Raw genomic sequence first — 16,133 nt, forward strand, 5'->3', positions numbered from 1 at the left:
ATCCTTCAGGACTCCGATCGATCTTGCCGATCAATTCGAGAGGGAATCGTCGTGAAATCAAAAACAACAGGCACTGAAATTGGAATTGCACCAGGTGGTCAAGGGCATATGCGCATTGCCGCAGAGATCGGCTTGCTGCTGTTGCTGTCACTCATTTGGGGCAGCTCTTTCACCTTGATCAAAGTTGCCGCCGACACTGTGCCGCCTCTGACCATGACGGCGGCGCGTGTAACGATCGCGGCGCTTTTGCTGGTTCTTTTTGTGAAGATGCGCGGGTTTTCTTTGCCTCGAACGGGCGCAACATGGGCCGCGTTCTTCGTTCAAGGTTTGCTTCAAAGCGCACTCCCCTTCACGCTCATCAGTTGGGGCGAGCAGCATATCTCAAGCGGCCTTGCCGGGGTGCTTAATGCGACACCTCCTATGTTCGTGCTGCTGATCGCCATGACAACGGGATATGGAGGCCAGCGCATCACCACGCAAAAAATCGTCGGCGTTGTGGTTGGCCTCGCCGGCGTTGTCATCACGATCGGCTTTCAGTCGTTCGGACATACCACTGCCCCTTTAGCCCAAGCGGCAGTCTTGGCGGCAAGTCTTTGTTACGCGGTGGCTCCAATGTGGGGGCAGCGTTTTGCCGGTCTCCCTGCGATCGTCACGTCGGCAGGAGCTATGAGTTGTGCGGCAATCATGATGCTGCCGGCGGCCATTGTCATCGAACATCCTTGGACCCTTACCCCGACGCCGGAGGCAATTATTGCCGTGCTCGTTCTCGCCGTCCTCTGCACGGCTATCGCTATGGTCATCTATTTCCGCCTGGTGCAAACCCTCGGGCCTCTGGGCACTACCAGTGGAAGCTATCTGCGCGCCGGATTCGCCGTCGCCCTCGGTATTTTCTTCCTCGGGGAAAGTTTTAAATGGTCAACCCTCATCGGCATGACGCTGATTGTCTTCGGGGTGATCGCCGTGACCGTTCCTTTACGCTCGCCCCGGGCAAGAGACGAAGCATGATGGAAGCTTTTGAAGCGTGTACATGTGCGCAAGAAGACTGGTGTGAGCAAGGATGGCGTTTCGGGCTTTATCTCACCCCGCCAACCTCGGAAGCTGAAATTGATGCTCCAGAGGTTATAGCGCTTATGAAATATCTCATAAGGTCGCGTGTCATATCGATCATCGATTCGGCTGAAGTCACAAGGCAAGGCTTTGCAATTGGCTCAAATCTCCCGGCCGGAGACACGCGTATTCAAATTTGTTGGTGGACATTGGGCGGTGAACTTCATCGGGAGGCCATTTTATGGGGGCCCAGCACGCGATGCTGGGAACAACTTCCGCCATGGGAAATCGGAAATACTAACGAGATCATCGTTATCACGCGAGAGGCTGCCGATTTTGTCCAAAGTCTTCGAAAATAAGCAAGGCAGGAGGGTAGAGCATCTGAGATGAGCGCGCCAAGCCCCATTCACCTGCGATTTGTTTTCTCACGACAGTCGCACAAAAAAGCCCGGCAAAACCGGGCTTCTTCGCACACTAGTTTCTAGCCGCCACTCAAGCAGCGCCAGCGATCCAGCTGGACAGAGCCGTCTTCGGGGCAGCGCCAACCTTGATGTCAGCCACTTCGCCGCCCTTGAACATGGCGAGCGTGGGGATGGAGCGGACGCCGAATTTGGCGGCGAGTTCTGGGTTTTCGTCAATGTTGAGCTTGGCGATCTTGACCTTGCCGGCCATTTCCGTGGAGATTTCATCCAGGCTGGGGGCGATCATCTTGCAGGGGCCGCACCATTCGGCCCAGAAGTCCACCACGACAGGCTCTACAGACTGTAGAACTTCCGCTTCGAAATTGCTTGCATCGACTTTTACCGTAGCCATTGGCTGCTCCTTGGAGAATTCCTGTTGTCACATATATGATGGTTATTGTGAGGATTTCAACTTAAAGCGCATTGCAATTGTCAGGCGTCAGCCAAGACAAAACGTTATAGCCCCGCGCCGATTTTTGTTTCGCGTGGCGACGCCGTCCAAATGCTTTAGTTTGCAGAGGACGTTACAAAGATGAGGCCCTCACAGGGCCTAAAGCAGGCCTTCAAGTTCTTTCAGCCGGTCATTGACCAGCCAGCCATAGTAATTTTCTTCCGGCAGGCCGCCGCGACGTCCCAGCGCCCGGGCTCGCGCCTCGGAGTTCCCGACATTGTAAAGCGTCGCCGTCAGGCCGGGATTGTTGGAAATATCCACATTGGCATAGGTTTTATAGTCATCGATGGATTTGCGGATGATCGCCGCGATATAGGCGAGCGAGGTATCCGGGTCCATGATGGCCTTATAGAGCCCTGCCGCATCCTTCTCGTCCAGCTTAGGGTAGCTGGATGTCTGATGGACCATGTCGGTCAGCATCAATGCCGTCAGCGGGTTGATCTGGCCAAGGCCAAAGGTTTGCCCGGCATAGAAAGGCTGGAAAAACACCGCGCTGAAGCGGTTGTTGGGAAAGCTCTTGTTTCCGACCCGCTTGCCCTGGAACTTGTCTTCCCAGACATTTTCCCGGCAGGTCCACAGCTTGGCAGAATCCTTCAACTCGGCGCAGGCGGCAAATTCCGGGCGGGCGACGAAATCATCGACATCCTCGCCATCATAGGCAAAGCGGAACGTGTGACCGGCATAGGAGGCCGCCTTTACATAGTAGCTTTGCAATGTGTCGTAGGCATCGACATTATAGGTATGCTCACCGACCAGCGCGCCAACGATGTGGATCGGGTCGATATTATAGGCCGCCGCGGTTTTCTTGATCTTGCCGATCAACTGACGATCCTTGATCAGCAGATCGCGAATCTTCTCGTATTTCAGATCGAAGGTGGTCTTGGTTTCCTTGGTGCGCTGCTTCGATGCACCGGGAATGGGGGGCTGTTCGGCATTGCGATTGCCCGCAGGCACCATCCGCACCTCGGCAGCCTGGATTTCCGGCACGAAGGCGGCGGAAAAAGCACATGAAACCGAGAGAATAAAGACCAGAGCTAAGCGACGCACCATTTCCATCCCGTATATATTGCAGATCGGAACGATGTTTCACCAACCCGATACCGCCTTGCCCTATTACGGCGAGCGGCCCTCCTTATAGAGGGAGGGCCGGTGCTGTCGACTGTCGACCGGTCACAAGGCCGAATTAGGGCGGTGATTTGCCGATTTCACCCCATTCCGGTGCGAAAACATCACAGAATATAGCGCGACAGATCCGCATCGGCAGCGATTTCGCCGACATGCTCGCGCACATAGGCCGAATCGATCATCACTTTCGCCCCGCCGCGATCCGGCGCGTTGAAGGAAATGTCGTCGAGAACCCGCTCCATCACCGTCTGCAAACGCCGTGCTCCGATATTTTCAATCGAGCTGTTGAGGTTGACGGCAACATCCGCCAGCGCGTCGATGGCATCCTCGGTAAATTCGAGATCCAGTTTTTCCGTGGCCATCAGCGCGATGTATTGACGAATGAGGCTGGCCTCGGTTTCCGTCAAAATCCGGCGGAAATCCTCCTTGGTCAGCGCCTTCAATTCCACCCGGATCGGCAAACGGCCTTGCAATTCCGGCAGGAGGTCGGACGGTTTGGAGACATGGAAGGCCCCGGATGCGATAAACAGGATGTGGTCGGTCTTTACCGGCCCGTATTTGGTGGCAACCGTCGTGCCTTCCACCAGGGGCAGCAGGTCGCGCTGCACGCCTTCGCGCGAAACACCCGCACCCATGGCGCCTTCGCGGTTGGCGATCTTGTCGATTTCGTCCAGGAAGACGATGCCGTCGTTTTCAACCGACTTTACCGCTTCACGCTGGATCACTTCATTGTCGATCAGCTTGTCGGATTCGTCGCGGATCAGGTCGGCATAGGAGGTCTTGACGGTGGTGCGGACCTTCTTGGTGCGGCCGCCCATCGCTTTGCCAAACATGTCGGACAGGTTGAGAATGCCGACATTGGCCCCCGGCATGCCGGGAATCTCAAAGCCCGGCATGCCGGAGCTTGTCTCTGCAACCTCGATATCGATTTCCTTGTCGTCCAGCTCTCCAGCCCGCAGCTTCTTGCGGAAGCTATCGCGGGTCGCGGGCGAGGCGGTGGCGCCGACCAGCGCATCCAGCACCCGCTCCTCAGCACCGGCATGGGCCTTGGCTTCCACCTCCAGCCGCTTCTTTTCCTTGATCAGGCCGATGCCGATTTCCACGAGATCACGGATGATCTGCTCCACGTCGCGGCCGACATAGCCGACCTCGGTGAATTTGGTGGCCTCGACCTTGATGAAGGGCGCGCCCGCCAGTTTGGCGAGGCGTCGGGAGATTTCGGTCTTGCCGACGCCGGTCGGGCCGATCATCAGGATGTTCTTGGGCATGACTTCATCGCGCAGGCTCTCATCGAGCTGCTGGCGCCGCCAGCGGTTGCGCAGCGCAATCGCCACGGCACGCTTTGCATCGTTTTGACCGATAATATAGCGGTCCAGTTCCGAGACGATTTCGCGGGGTGAAAAAGTTGTCATTGAGATTACACCTGGGAAGAGGGGAGAAGGAGGGCGGTCAGTTGGCGCTTTCCAGCGTTTCGACCAGCACGTTTTCATTGGTATAAACGCAGATATCGGCGGCGATCTTCATGGCCTTGCGCGCCACTTCTTCCGCCGACTTTTCAGTATCCATCAAGGCCAGAGCCGCAGCCAGCGCGTAATTGCCGCCCGAACCGATGGCAATCGTGCCGTGTTCGGGTTCCAGCACATCGCCATTGCCGGTAATCGCCAGTGTCACCGTTTTGTCGGCCACCAGCATCATCGCTTCCAGATTGCGCAGATATTTGTCAGTGCGCCAATCCTTGGCAAGCTCGACGGCGGCGCGCATCAACTGACCGGGATATTGCTCCAGCTTCTTTTCCAGTCGCTCCAGCAGGGTGAAGGCATCCGCGGTCGCTCCGGCGAAACCGGCGATCACTTCGCCCTTGCCAATGCGGCGCACCTTGCGGGCATTGCCCTTCATCACTGTCTGACCAAGGCTGACCTGACCGTCACCGGCCATCACCACCATGCCGCCCTTGCGCACCGTGATAATCGTGGTGCCATGCATGGTTCCATAGGGATTATGTTCGCTCATATCGATCCGTTCCAGTCCATCGCCGTCCAATCCGGCGCTTCGATTGACCTTTATGTAAGCGGCCAAAAGACAATTGCAAACGCCAAGACGGTTGGTCGCTATCCCGATGCCGGATCGCCGAAAAACCCGGCTCATCCTGCTGGATATTTCAACCCCCGCCTGATAAGGAACGGCATCTTTTCAAGGAGAAGGCCATGGCAGAGAGCCGCAGCGCCAGCATTTCGCGCAAGACCAACGAAACCTCGGTCTCGGTTTCCGTCACTATCGACGGCACCGGCACTTCGAAGATTTCGACGGGGGTCGGTTTCTTCGACCATATGCTGGACCAGCTCAGCCGCCATTCGCTGATCGACATGGATATCGACGTCACCGGCGACCTGCATATCGACGATCATCACACCGTCGAAGACACCGGCATTGCCATCGGCCAGGCGATTTCCAAGGCATTGGGCGACCGGCGCGGCATTGTTCGTTATGCCTCCATCGATCTTGCCATGGACGAGACGATGACCAAGGCGGCCATTGATGTTTCGGGACGGCCTTTTCTGGTTTGGAACGTCGCCTTTTCGGCACCGAAGATCGGCACATTCGACACCGAACTGGTGCGGGAATTCTTTCAGGCGCTGGCGCAGAATGCCGGTATTACCCTGCATATCCTCAATCATTACGGCGCCAATAACCACCATATCGCCGAAACCTGCTTCAAGGCCGTCGCCCGCGCCCTGCGCAGTGCCACTGAAATTGACCCCCGCCAAGCGGGCCGCATTCCGTCCACCAAGGGAATGCTGTAAACGATCAAGTTTAGGATCTGAGCCTTCATGCGTGTTGTGATTATTGACTACGGATCAGGCAATCTGCGCTCCGCCACCAAGGCGTTCGAGCGGGCCTCCCGGGAATCCGGCCTTGATGCCGAAATCGAACTGACCGACAAGGCAGACCGGGTGGCAACCGCCGACCGGATCGTGCTGCCCGGCGTCGGTGCCTATGCCGATTGCAAGCGGGGCCTCGATGCCGTGCCAGGCATGCATGAAGCGCTGATCGAAGCGGTCGAGGTCAAGGCCCGCCCCTTCCTCGGCATCTGCGTCGGGATGCAGCTGATGTCGTCGCGCGGTTTGGAAAAAACCGTGACCGAAGGCCTCGGCTGGATCAAGGGCGATGTGGTGGAAATGACGCCGTCCGATCCGAGCCTGAAGATCCCACAGATCGGCTGGAACACACTCACACTTGCCCGTCCGCATCCGCTGTTTGACGGGATTGCCACCGGCAATGACGGGTTGCATGCCTATTTCGTCCATTCCTACCATCTGGCGGCCAGCAATGCCGATGAGGTCATTGCCACGACCAACTATGGCGGCCCGATGACCGCTTTTGTGGGGCGTGACAATATGGCAGGCGCCCAATTCCATCCGGAAAAGAGCCAGACACTGGGTCTCCAGCTGATTTCTAATTTTCTCAATTGGGCACCGTAAGCCCGTGCCGATGGATAGCATACGATGATCCTCTTTCCCGCCATCGACCTTAAAGACGGCCAATGCGTACGCCTCAAGCTGGGCGATATGGAGCAAGCCACCGTCTACAATCCTGATCCAGGCGCGCAGGCCAAGGCCTTTGAAGACCAGGGCTTTGAATGGCTGCATGTTGTTGATCTGAACGGCGCCTTTGCCGGTGAAAGCGTCAATGGCGCGGCGGTGGATGCCATTCTCAAGGCGACGAAAAATCCGGTCCAGCTGGGCGGCGGCATTCGCAGTCTTGCCCATATCGAAACCTGGCTTCAGCATGGCTTGTCGCGCGTCATTCTCGGCACGGTCGCCGTGCGTGATCCGGCGCTGGTGATTGAGGCCTGCAAGCTTTTCCCCGGCAAGATCGCGGTTGGCATCGATGCCAAGGGTGGCAAGGTGGCCGTGGAAGGCTGGGCGGAAGCCTCCGAACTCGGCGTGGTCGAGCTGGCGAAGAAGTTTGAAGGCGCAGGCGTTGCGGCAATCATCTATACGGATATCGACAGGGACGGCATTCTGACCGGAATAAACTGGGAGTCGACGCTGGAACTGGCGGATGCGGTTTCCATTCCGGTGATCGCGTCTGGCGGGTTGGCGTCAATAGAGGATATCCGCCGGATGCTGGAGCCGGATGCGCGCAAACTGGAAGGTGCAATTTCCGGTCGCGCCCTTTATGATGGACGGATTGATCCGGCGGAAGCGCTGGCACTGATCCAAGCTGCCAAGGGCTGAGGGGAGCATTTTATGACGCTGAAAGCCCGCATTATTCCCTGCCTCGATGTGAAGGATAGCCCGCGATGCCCGCAGCCGCAAAGCGGCGAGGACACGCAAGCAAAAAGAGAGGCCATCCTGTGACACTCAAGGCCCGCATTATTCCTTGTCTCGACGTGAAGGATGGCCGAGTCGTTAAGGGCGTGAACTTTGTTGATCTGATCGATGCCGGTGATCCGGTCGAAGCAGCCAAGGCCTATGACGCTGCCGGTGCCGATGAGCTGTGTTTTCTGGACATTACCGCCTCATCCGATAATCGCGAGACGATTTTTGATGTCGTCGCCCGCACCGCAGATCATTGCTTCATGCCGGTCACGGTGGGGGGCGGTGTGCGGGCGGTCGGCGATATTCGCAAGCTGCTGCTGGCCGGGGCCGATAAGGTTTCAATCAACTCGGCAGCCGTGAGCAATCCCGATTTTGTCGCGGAAGCTGCCGATAAGTTCGGCAATCAATGTATTGTGGTTTCGATTGATGCAAAACGTCGCCGAAGCCAGGCCAGCGGTGGCGATAATCTCAGCGCCTGGGAGATTTATACCCATGGAGGGCGCAATGCGACCGGCATTGACGCTGTCGAATTTGCGGTCAAAATGGTCGAGCGTGGCGCAGGAGAATTGCTGGTCACGTCAATGGATCGTGACGGCACCAAAAGCGGTTATGATTTGGAACTGACCCGCGCCATTGCCGATGCCGTTCGGGTGCCGGTGATTGCCTCTGGCGGTGTCGGCACACTGGACGATCTGGTGGCGGGCGTCAGGCAAGGCCACGCCACTGCCGTTCTCGCGGCGTCGATTTTCCATTTCGGGACCTATTCGATTGCCGAGGCCAAGGCCCATATGGCCAATGCCGGTATCCCTATGCGTCTCGACCAGGCCTGAAAGGGCAATTTTATGAGCACATTCACGCTGTCCGATTTGGAGGCCATTGTTGCCATCCGCGCCAAGGCCTCGCCGGACGAAAGCTGGACGGCAAAGCTGGTGACGGCAGGCCAGGACAAGGCCGCCAAGAAGCTTGGCGAAGAGGCTATTGAGGCCGTGATGGCAGCGGTCAAAAATGATCGCGCCAACCTGATCTATGAGAGTGCCGATTTGCTTTATCACCTGTTGGTCGTATTGAAAATTGCCGATATCCCGATAGAAACGGTGATGGAAGAGTTGCAACGGCGCACTGCCCAATCGGGCCTCAGCGAAAAGGCCAGTCGGTAGGACACATGACGACAGCGATCAGGCAGGCCGAGGGGGAGGAAGCCCTTGATCATTTCCAGGTAGGCAGCTACTCGCCCTATCTGTTCTTTTCGTCGGAGGAATGGGCGCGGTTTCGGGCCGATACGCCGCTCACTCTGACGCTGGACGAAGTACATCGCCTGCGATCCATCGATGACCCGATTGATCTTGCCGAGGTACGGCGGATCTATCTGGCGCTGTCACGGCTGTTATCCTCGCATGTCGAATCGTCTCAATTGCTGTTTGAGCAGCGGAACCGCTTTCTCAGCACCAATGTGACCAAGACGCCGTTTATTATCGGTATTGCCGGATCGGTGGCGGTGGGCAAATCCACCACGGCGCGCGTGCTGAAAGAGCTTTTGGCCCGCTGGCCGTCCAGCCCGAAAGTTGATCTGGTCACCACCGATGGCTTTTTGTACTCGAACGCAACGCTGGTGCGCGACAACAAGCTCAATCGCAAAGGGTTTCCCGAGAGTTACGATACGGCGGCTCTGCTGCGGTTTCTGTCGGCTATCAAGGCTGGGCAACAGAATGTCAAGGCGCCGCGCTATTCGCACCTGACCTATGACGTGCTGCCTGATCAGCATACCATCATCGACCGCCCGGATATCCTGATTTTCGAGGGCATCAATGTGCTGCAATCGCGCGATCTGCCGCGAGATGGCAAGATCGTGCCGATGGTCTCGGATTTCTTCGACTTCTCGATCTATATTGATGCTGAGGAAAGCCTGATCCACAATTGGTACGTAAAGCGATTCATGAAGCTGCGCCAAACGGCCTTCCGCGATCCGAATTCCTACTTTCACCGTTATGCGACGATCAGCGAAGATGAAGCTTCAACCATTGCCGAAAATCTCTGGAGCCACATCAACCTGATCAATCTGCGCGACAATATCCAGCCGACCCGGCCCCGGGCCGATTTGATCCTGCGCAAGGGAGAAAATCATCTGGTTGAACAGGTGGCGCTGCGAAAATTATAGGGCACTGCGCCCATCTATTATTATAGATTGATGTTTTCATGAGGTTTTATCTCTGGGAGGAGAGTTATGACATTCATTGATCCCAACAAAGCCGCACCGGTTTCCGGCAGGCGTGTGTTTCTGGGTGCGGCAGCGGCGGCGATCGCCGCGACCGCCGCAGGGCAGAGCGGACAGGCAGCGGATACAAAAACCGGCGGCGGTCCGCTATCAGACATTCCCATCGTTTTGCCCCAGACAGAATTCGTCTATGAGGCGATTTTTACCCTTCAGGATATGATTGAGATGGGTGCGTCCCCGCAGGGAGACAGGCGTATCATCAATATCACCGGCGGTGAATTTGCCGGACCTCGGATTAAGGGCAAGGTCATGCCTGGCGGTGCGGACCGACAAGTGCTGCGTAAGGACGGTGTGCGGCTTCTCAATGCGCTTTATGAATTGCAGGCGGATGACGGCGCCGTCATTACCGTCAACAACAGGGTCTTGATCGACCGTCAACCGGACGGCACGCAATATGCTTTTTCGCATATCGATATTACTGCACCGGAAGGACCGCATGACTGGCTGAATCGCCGCGTGTTTGTTGGTACCCTGAACAGCCTGCGGCCCAAACCAATGGTGCTGATTCGGGTCTTCAGTCTGGTTTAAGACCAAGGCTGAAGGTCTTCCATGCCTGGAGAGCGATCAATCCTGATCCGGCTTCTCGCGCATTTTCTTGATTTCACCGCGTCCCACCTTTGCCTTCAACCGGCGCTCGATTGAGCCCTTGGTGGGTTTGGTCTTCCGGCGCGGTGGCGGCGGTGGTTTGGCTGCTTCGAGCAGCAATTCCTTCAGCCTCTCGCGGGCATCTTCCCGATTGCGCTCCTGGCTTCGAAAGCGGCTGGCCTCGATCAACAACACGCCTTCTTTGGAAAGCCGTCGGCCTGCCAATTTGATGGCATTGGTCTTGATACGGTCCGGGAGCGAGGGAGAACTTGTCAGCGGGAAGAACAATTGGACGGCGGTCGAGACCTTGTTGACATTCTGCCCGCCCGGACCACCGGCCAGCACGAATTGCTCGGTCAGTTCCCAACCGGCAATCGTAATCCTGTCATTGATATAGAGCGGGTCGCTCGCCATGGTCCTGTCCAGCCTTTTCGCCGTGAGGCTGTAGCGGAAAACACCAGCTCAGGCAAATCTCGGTTCTCTGGTATCATAACTGGATTTCCGTGCTGTTTTTCTGGAGCAGATGCACCATGGAAAAAGCCCGGCGATGATCATCGCCGGGCTTTTCAAAATCGTCACACGTGAAACGTTTACTGCGCAGCAACAGCCAGAACCGGAGCCGCATCGCGAACATTGCTGTCCACATGGGCTTCGAATTTCTCGAAATTGGCGATGAACATGCCGACCAGTTTCTTGGCCTGCGCGTCATAGTCTGCCCCATTTGCCCAGGTCGAGCGGGGGTCGAGAATGCTGGTATCGACGCCTTCGACAGAAACCGGTACCGCGAAACCGAAATTGGCATCGGTGCGGAACTCGACCTTCTTCAACTCTCCGGAGAGAGCCGCCGTCAGCAGCGCCCGAGTTGCCTTGATCGGCATACGGTTACCAACGCCGTAGGCACCGCCGGTCCAGCCAGTGTTGACCAGCCAGCAATCCACTTCATGACGGGCAATCAACTCCTTGAGCAGATTGCCATATTCTGCCGGATGGCGAGGCATGAACGGTGCGCCGAAGCAGGTCGAGAAGGTTGCTTCCGGCTCGGTTACGCCGCGCTCCGTGCCAGCGACTTTCGCGGTGTAGCCAGAAAGGAAGTGGTACATCGCCTGTTCTGGTGTCAGCTTGGCGATCGGCGGCATGACGCCGAAGGCATCTGCGGTCAGCATGATGATAGTCTTCGGATGCCCGGCGCGGCCGGTGGGCGAGGCATTGGGTATGAAGTTCAGCGGATAGGCACAACGGGTGTTCTCGGTCTTCGAGCCGTCGTTGAAATCCGGGACCCGGTTTTCATCCAGAACGACATTTTCCAGCACCGTGCCGAACCGCTTGGTGGTGGCGTAGATTTCTGGCTCGGCTTCTGCCGATAGACGAATGGTCTTGGCGTAGCAGCCGCCTTCGAAGTTGAAGATGCCGTCTTCACCCCAACCATGCTCGTCATCGCCAATCAGCGTGCGGGCCGGATCAGCCGACAGCGTGGTTTTGCCCGTACCGGACAGACCGAAGAACACAGCCGAATCACCAGCCGGGCCAACATTGGCCGAGCAATGCATCGGCATGACCTGTTTGGCGGGCAGCATGTAGTTCAGCGCCGTGAACACCGACTTCTTCATTTCACCGGCGTAGTAGGTGCCAGCGATCAGCACGATATTATTGGTGAAATCGCAGGCGATAACCGTTTCGGTCCGGCAGCCATGACGGGCCGGATCAGCCTTGAAGCTGGGCAGGTCGATAATGGTGAATTTCGCTTCGAAATCGGCAAGCGCGGCGCGTTCCGGACGAATCAGCAGGTTACGGATAAACAGCGAATGCCATGCAAGTTCCGTTACCACGCGGGTTGGCAAAGCGTTGGCGGCATCGGCGCCACCAATCAGATCCTGTACGAACAGGGTCTTGCCAGCCACATGCGCCAGCATGTCCTGATGCAGGATGTCGAAATGCTCTTTCGACATTGGCTTGTTATTGTCCCACCAGATCTGGCTATCGGTATTGGCATCACGCAGGATGAACTTGTCCTTGGGCGAGCGGCCCGTATGCTGTCCGGTCTCGGCCAAAAGCGCGCCGTCCGCAGTCAGCACGGCTTCACCGTTGCGGATCGCATGCTCATAAAGGGCGGCGGGCAGCAGATTATAATGGACATTGGCGGCCTTGCCCAAGCCAATGGTCTCGATCCCAAGACGGCTATTGTTCACTCCAAGCTCCTCCATGATGCAATTCCTTCTTCAGCGGGATAGCTAGATAATTATGGGTCAACGCTAATGACCGAATTTTAAAAACGCAAGAGTAAAATCTTGAAAACATCAATAATATCATATATTTAATCGTTTTAAACTGGTATGTTAGTTTTAAATCGGTTCAGTTTAAAGGCGATGAACCTTTGTCTTTTGCCGTCAAAACGAAACGGGGTTGAAGCCGGACATGCCTGCCCCCTTTATCTTTGCCACAATTTGTTCCACCTTTACCCTCATGAAGCGCTTCGCGGCCCCTATATGTAATGTGGCCGCTGGCCGTCACCTTCTTGATGGGCGGTGGCGGCAATCGGTAATGACGGAGATAAACGGCATGCAGACAATTGCGCTTGTTGACGACGACCGGAATATCCTGACGTCGGTTTCGATCGCTCTCGAAGCCGAGGGCTACAAGGTTGAAACCTATACGGATGGAGCTTCGGCGCTGGACGGGCTTCTGGCGCGGCCGCCACAGCTGGCGATCTTCGATATCAAGATGCCACGCATGGACGGGATGGAGCTTTTGCGCCGCCTGCGTCAGAAGTCCGATATCCCGGTGATTTTCCTCACCTCCAAGGATGAGGAAATCGATGAATTGTTCGGCTTGAAAATGGGTGCCGACGACTTCATCACCAAGCCGTTTTCTCAGCGCCTGCTGGTGGAGCGGGTCAAGGCCATTCTACGTCGCGCGGCCAATCGCGAGACTGGAAACGCACCCGGCAATGTCAAGAGTGCTGCCGAGCAGCAGGCCCGCAACCTGGAGCGCGGCCAACTGGTCATGGACCAGGAGCGCCATACCTGCACCTGGAAAGGCGACCCGGTCACGCTGACAGTCACCGAATTTCTGATCCTGCATTCGCTGGCCCAGCGGCCCGGCGTGGTGAAAAGCCGCGACGCGCTGATGGATGCCGCCTATGACGAACAGGTCTATGTCGATGACCGCACCATTGACAGCCATATCAAGCGGCTGCGAAAGAAGTTCAAAATGGTGGACAATGATTTCGACATGATCGAAACGCTGTACGGCGTTGGATACCGCTTCCGCGAAACGGCCTGATGCCGCCTGCGGGCATTGCTTGCGGGTTGAGAGCCTGGCAGGTTCAGATTGAACCAGGCATGCTCTCAATTCTCTTGTTTTCGTTTGTCTTTTCGGGAAAACCGGTTTCCCTGACAAGCTCTAGGACCAGGCCCGGTTGAGAATGAACGTTGACGGCAGACATGACGGTATTCGGTGGGATTCGATTGTCCCACAGGATAAGTGTGCCGTGTGAGGGGAATTCTATCCAAAAGGCCTATGGACGATAAGGACGGGGATCCCGGCGAGAGCCGCAGGCTGCCCTTGCGCCTGTCCTTTTCTCATCCCTTTACCTTGATCAGACGCATCTTCGGCAATGCCGTTTTCTCCAGTCTGACGCGACGGATCGTTTTCTTTAATCTTGCGGCGCTGATCGTTCTGGTCGCCGGTATCATGTATCTCAATCAGTTTCGCGAAGGGTTGATCGATGCGCGGGTGGAAAGCCTGCTGACCCAGGGGGAAATTATTGCCGGAGCGATTTCTGCCTCGGCATCGGTGGATACCAATTCCATCACCATCGATCCGCAAAAGCTGCTGGAATTGCAGGCGGGGCAAAGCATTACCCCGGTGCCGAATGACGAAGACCTGGAATTTCCCATCAAGCCCGAGCGGGTCGCCCCCGTGCTGCGCCGCCTGATTTCGCCGACCCGCACCAGGGCGCGGCTGTTTGATGCCGACGCCAATCTGCTGCTGGATTCGCGCCATCTCTATTCCCGCGGTCAGGTGCTGCGTTACGATCTTCCACCCGTCGAGGGGGATACCGGCAGCTGGACGGAATGGCTGGCCAAGCAATTCAATCGCATGCTGCAACCGAGCAATGTGCCGCTCTACAAGGAAGCGCCGGGCGGGGATGGATCGATCTACCCTGAAGTGATGAATGCGCTAACCGGGGTGCGCGGTGCCGTGGTGCGCGTGACCGAACAAGGCGAGTTGATCGTCTCCGTGGCGGTGCCGGTCCAGCGGTTTCGCGCCGTGCTCGGCGTGCTTTTGCTGTCCACCCAGGCTGGTGATATCGACAAGATCGTCCATGCGGAACGCCTGGCGATCCTACGGGTGTTCGGCGTGGCCACGCTGGTCAATATCGTGCTTTCTCTGCTGCTGTCCTCGACCATTGCCAATCCGCTGCGGCGCCTGTCGGCAGCGGCCATTCGGGTGCGGCGCGGTGCCAAGGAACGGGAGGAAATCCCGGATTTCTCTGCGCGCCAGGATGAAATCGGCAATCTGTCGGTGGCCCTGCGGGAAATGACCACGGCACTTTACGACCGGATCGACGCCATCGAGAGCTTTGCCGCCGATGTCAGTCACGAGTTGAAAAATCCGCTGACGTCGCTGCGCAGCGCTGTTGAAACCCTGCCGCTTGCCAAGACCGATGTCTCGAAGCAGCGGCTGCTGGATGTGATCCAGCATGACGTCCGCCGGCTTGACCGGTTGATCAGCGATATCTCGGATGCCTCGCGGCTGGATGCAGAACTGGCGCGCACGGATGCGGCACCGGTCGATATGGAAGTCGTGCTTGGCAATCTGGTGGAGATTTCCAGGCAGATCCGCAGCAGCAAGAAGCCGGTCGATATCGAATATGTCGTGGAGCACAAGCAGGGCCAGAAGGTCCGCTATATCATCAACGGTCATGACCTGCGTATTGGCCAGATCGTCACCAACCTGATTGAAAATGCCCGTTCCTTCGTGCCGGAAAAGGAAGGGCGCATCGTTGTGCGCCTGTCGCGCACCCGCAGCCGTTGCGTCGTGCAGGTGGAAGACAACGGTCCCGGCATCCTGGTCGAGAATATCGACCGGATCTTCGAGCGCTTTTATACCGACCGTCCCGATGGCGAAAGCTTCGGCCAGAATTCAGGGCTTGGCCTCTCCATCAGCCGGCAGATCGCCGAGGCGCATGGCGGATCGTTGCGGGCTGAAAACATCCTGGAGCCGGAAACTGCACGGATCCTCGGGGCCCGCTTCATCCTGACCCTGCCGGCAGAGCCGTCTCCATGAACGAGAGCCGGCTCAACCTGCATGCAACCGGTGTCGTGCTGGGCAGGCGAGGCTATTTGATCATGGGGCCGAGCGGGTCGGGGAAGTCGCAACTGGCCCGCCTCCTGCTGGAAAATGCGCGGCAAAATGGCCTTTTTGCCGCTCTTGTGGCCGATGATAGGGTATGGCTGGAAGCCCGAGGTGGAAGAGTGATCGCGTCCCGACCCCAGACAATTGCCGGGTTGATGGAAATCCGATTCAGCGGATTGGTGACCGTTCCAAGCCTCGATGCGGCGGTGATCGATGCTGTTGTCCTTTCGGTCGAGCCATCGTCGATGACGGAACGCCTGCCGCAAAGCGCTGAAAGCAGGTGTTTTTTTCCGGGTCAATCCTTACCTGTCTTGCGCCTATGCCCGGCCCATCATCCAAGCGTTGCGGGGCTGCAACGGTTACTTGAGGCGTGGGCGTCAGATTAAAGGCGTGGCATCAAGACTATTTTGCACTTGCACTTCGTGTTTTCATCGCCAAGATGCACTGCACAGAATTGATCGGATAATATTGGAGTTTGTCAGGGAGAAGTGGAATGCGGTTTTCCCAAAAAG

The 16,133-nt window shown here is 57.1% G+C and carries 18 protein-coding genes; 12 read left to right on the plus strand and 6 right to left on the minus strand.

Annotated features, from left to right (window positions below):
* Window positions 1-51: 51 nt before the first annotated feature.
* Together AVCG78_RS15810 and AVCG78_RS15815 are read left to right on the plus strand one after the other, a co-directional pair.
* Entirely contained in the window at window positions 52-1,005 is a 954-nt protein-coding gene (locus AVCG78_RS15810; protein ID WP_234665141.1) for a DMT family transporter, read from the plus strand.
* Entirely contained in the window at window positions 1,002-1,406 is a 405-nt protein-coding gene (locus tag AVCG78_RS15815) for a hypothetical protein (RefSeq protein WP_071203238.1), read from the plus strand. The genes AVCG78_RS15810 and AVCG78_RS15815 overlap by 4 nt, the downstream gene beginning before the upstream one ends.
* Window positions 1,407-1,539: 133 nt before the next feature.
* Here the strand turns inward: AVCG78_RS15815 and trxA are convergent, their stop codons facing one another.
* The 4 genes from trxA to hslV form a co-directional block, all read right to left on the minus strand.
* Window positions 1,540-1,860, minus strand: a complete 321-nt coding sequence (gene trxA, locus AVCG78_RS15820) for a thioredoxin (protein ID WP_012654522.1) — start codon at window positions 1,858-1,860, stop codon at window positions 1,540-1,542.
* Window positions 1,861-2,058: 198 nt separating this feature from the next.
* Window positions 2,059-2,916 (minus strand): DUF1402 family protein, encoded by an 858-nt coding sequence (locus tag AVCG78_RS15825; RefSeq protein WP_234902116.1) that lies wholly within the window; start codon window positions 2,914-2,916, stop codon window positions 2,059-2,061.
* A gap of 272 nt (window positions 2,917-3,188) precedes the next feature.
* Window positions 3,189-4,496 carry an ATP-dependent protease ATPase subunit HslU gene (hslU, locus tag AVCG78_RS15830; RefSeq protein ID WP_071203241.1) on the minus strand — a complete coding sequence of 436 codons (1,308 nt, stop codon included), beginning with the start codon at window positions 4,494-4,496 and terminating at the stop codon, window positions 3,189-3,191.
* A gap of 37 nt (window positions 4,497-4,533) precedes the next feature.
* Complete coding sequence (gene hslV, locus AVCG78_RS15835) at window positions 4,534-5,094, minus strand: ATP-dependent protease subunit HslV (RefSeq protein WP_012654525.1); 561 nt, start codon at window positions 5,092-5,094, stop codon at window positions 4,534-4,536.
* Window positions 5,095-5,288: 194 nt separating this feature from the next.
* Between hslV and hisB the strand changes: the two genes are divergently transcribed.
* From hisB to AVCG78_RS15870, 7 genes are all read left to right on the plus strand, one after another.
* Window positions 5,289-5,885: an imidazoleglycerol-phosphate dehydratase HisB gene (gene hisB, locus AVCG78_RS15840; RefSeq protein WP_012654526.1), complete on the plus strand. Its 597-nt coding sequence runs from the start codon at window positions 5,289-5,291 to the stop codon at window positions 5,883-5,885.
* 27 nt (window positions 5,886-5,912) lie between these two features.
* A complete protein-coding gene (gene hisH / locus AVCG78_RS15845; RefSeq protein ID WP_071203243.1) occupies window positions 5,913-6,563 on the plus strand; it encodes an imidazole glycerol phosphate synthase subunit HisH in 651 nt (216 codons plus the stop codon).
* 24 nt (window positions 6,564-6,587) lie between these two features.
* The gene (gene hisA / locus AVCG78_RS15850; RefSeq protein WP_012654528.1) at window positions 6,588-7,322 is read left to right on the plus strand and encodes a 1-(5-phosphoribosyl)-5-[(5-phosphoribosylamino)methylideneamino]imidazole-4-carboxamide isomerase; all 735 of its coding nucleotides are present in this window, start codon (window positions 6,588-6,590) and stop codon (window positions 7,320-7,322) included.
* A 119-nt stretch (window positions 7,323-7,441) separates the two neighbouring features.
* Window positions 7,442-8,236, plus strand: coding sequence for an imidazole glycerol phosphate synthase subunit HisF (gene hisF / locus AVCG78_RS15855; protein ID WP_060718847.1), 795 nt, complete (start codon window positions 7,442-7,444; stop codon window positions 8,234-8,236).
* A 12-nt stretch (window positions 8,237-8,248) separates the two neighbouring features.
* Window positions 8,249-8,563 carry a phosphoribosyl-ATP diphosphatase gene (locus AVCG78_RS15860; RefSeq protein ID WP_012654530.1) on the plus strand — a complete coding sequence of 105 codons (315 nt, stop codon included), beginning with the start codon at window positions 8,249-8,251 and terminating at the stop codon, window positions 8,561-8,563.
* Window positions 8,564-8,568: 5 nt separating this feature from the next.
* Window positions 8,569-9,561, plus strand: coding sequence for a type I pantothenate kinase (gene coaA / locus AVCG78_RS15865; RefSeq protein ID WP_012654531.1), 993 nt, complete (start codon window positions 8,569-8,571; stop codon window positions 9,559-9,561).
* A 66-nt stretch (window positions 9,562-9,627) separates the two neighbouring features.
* Window positions 9,628-10,206 (plus strand): DUF3237 domain-containing protein, encoded by a 579-nt coding sequence (locus tag AVCG78_RS15870; protein WP_071203246.1) that lies wholly within the window; start codon window positions 9,628-9,630, stop codon window positions 10,204-10,206.
* 36 nt (window positions 10,207-10,242) lie between these two features.
* Here AVCG78_RS15870 and arfB read toward each other — a convergent pair whose 3' ends face one another.
* On the minus strand, window positions 10,243-10,677 hold the full coding sequence (gene arfB, locus AVCG78_RS15875) for an alternative ribosome rescue aminoacyl-tRNA hydrolase ArfB (protein ID WP_012654533.1): 435 nt from the start codon (window positions 10,675-10,677) through the stop codon (window positions 10,243-10,245).
* 176 nt (window positions 10,678-10,853) lie between these two features.
* Window positions 10,854-12,464 carry a phosphoenolpyruvate carboxykinase gene (locus AVCG78_RS15880; protein ID WP_071203248.1) on the minus strand — a complete coding sequence of 537 codons (1,611 nt, stop codon included), beginning with the start codon at window positions 12,462-12,464 and terminating at the stop codon, window positions 10,854-10,856.
* Window positions 12,465-12,819: 355 nt separating this feature from the next.
* Between AVCG78_RS15880 and AVCG78_RS15885 the strand changes: the two genes are divergently transcribed.
* The 3 genes from AVCG78_RS15885 to AVCG78_RS15895 all read left to right on the plus strand — a co-directional run bounded on the left by AVCG78_RS15885 (window position 12,820) and on the right by AVCG78_RS15895 (window position 16,007).
* Window positions 12,820-13,542 carry a response regulator transcription factor gene (locus tag AVCG78_RS15885; RefSeq protein WP_087729524.1) on the plus strand — a complete coding sequence of 241 codons (723 nt, stop codon included), beginning with the start codon at window positions 12,820-12,822 and terminating at the stop codon, window positions 13,540-13,542.
* A 237-nt stretch (window positions 13,543-13,779) separates the two neighbouring features.
* Window positions 13,780-15,552, plus strand: a complete 1,773-nt coding sequence (locus AVCG78_RS15890) for a sensor histidine kinase (protein WP_012654536.1) — start codon at window positions 13,780-13,782, stop codon at window positions 15,550-15,552.
* On the plus strand, window positions 15,549-16,007 hold the full coding sequence (locus AVCG78_RS15895) for an HPr kinase/phosphorylase (protein WP_071203250.1): 459 nt from the start codon (window positions 15,549-15,551) through the stop codon (window positions 16,005-16,007). Before AVCG78_RS15890 ends, AVCG78_RS15895 begins: the two co-directional genes overlap by 4 nt.
* The last annotated feature ends 126 nt before the right edge of the window (window positions 16,008-16,133 follow it).

The sequence above is a fragment of the Gillisella vitis genome, assembly GCF_021559775.1.
GTDB classification, from domain to species: Bacteria; Pseudomonadota; Alphaproteobacteria; order Rhizobiales; family Rhizobiaceae; genus Allorhizobium; species Allorhizobium ampelinum.

Excerpts from the sequence above, each read along its gene's own strand:
- AVCG78_RS15815 (WP_071203238.1), top strand. The coding sequence starts at position 1,002 with ATGATGGAAGCTTTTGAAGCGTGTACATGTGCGCAAGAAGACTGGTGT.
- trxA (WP_012654522.1), bottom strand. The coding sequence starts at position 1,860 with ATGGCTACGGTAAAAGTCGATGCAAGCAATTTCGAAGCGGAAGTTCTA.
- AVCG78_RS15825 (WP_234902116.1), bottom strand. The coding sequence starts at position 2,916 with ATGGTGCCTGCGGGCAATCGCAATGCCGAACAGCCCCCCATTCCCGGT.
- hslU (WP_071203241.1), bottom strand. The coding sequence starts at position 4,496 with ATGACAACTTTTTCACCCCGCGAAATCGTCTCGGAACTGGACCGCTAT.
- hslV (WP_012654525.1), bottom strand. The coding sequence starts at position 5,094 with ATGAGCGAACATAATCCCTATGGAACCATGCATGGCACCACGATTATC.
- hisB (WP_012654526.1), top strand. The coding sequence starts at position 5,289 with ATGGCAGAGAGCCGCAGCGCCAGCATTTCGCGCAAGACCAACGAAACC.
- hisH (WP_071203243.1), top strand. The coding sequence starts at position 5,913 with ATGCGTGTTGTGATTATTGACTACGGATCAGGCAATCTGCGCTCCGCC.
- hisA (WP_012654528.1), top strand. The coding sequence starts at position 6,588 with ATGATCCTCTTTCCCGCCATCGACCTTAAAGACGGCCAATGCGTACGC.
- AVCG78_RS15860 (WP_012654530.1), top strand. The coding sequence starts at position 8,249 with ATGAGCACATTCACGCTGTCCGATTTGGAGGCCATTGTTGCCATCCGC.
- coaA (WP_012654531.1), top strand. The coding sequence starts at position 8,569 with ATGACGACAGCGATCAGGCAGGCCGAGGGGGAGGAAGCCCTTGATCAT.
- AVCG78_RS15870 (WP_071203246.1), top strand. The coding sequence starts at position 9,628 with ATGACATTCATTGATCCCAACAAAGCCGCACCGGTTTCCGGCAGGCGT.
- arfB (WP_012654533.1), bottom strand. The coding sequence starts at position 10,677 with ATGGCGAGCGACCCGCTCTATATCAATGACAGGATTACGATTGCCGGT.
- AVCG78_RS15880 (WP_071203248.1), bottom strand. The coding sequence starts at position 12,464 with ATGGAGGAGCTTGGAGTGAACAATAGCCGTCTTGGGATCGAGACCATT.
- AVCG78_RS15885 (WP_087729524.1), top strand. The coding sequence starts at position 12,820 with ATGCAGACAATTGCGCTTGTTGACGACGACCGGAATATCCTGACGTCG.
- AVCG78_RS15890 (WP_012654536.1), top strand. The coding sequence starts at position 13,780 with ATGGACGATAAGGACGGGGATCCCGGCGAGAGCCGCAGGCTGCCCTTG.
- AVCG78_RS15895 (WP_071203250.1), top strand. The coding sequence starts at position 15,549 with ATGAACGAGAGCCGGCTCAACCTGCATGCAACCGGTGTCGTGCTGGGC.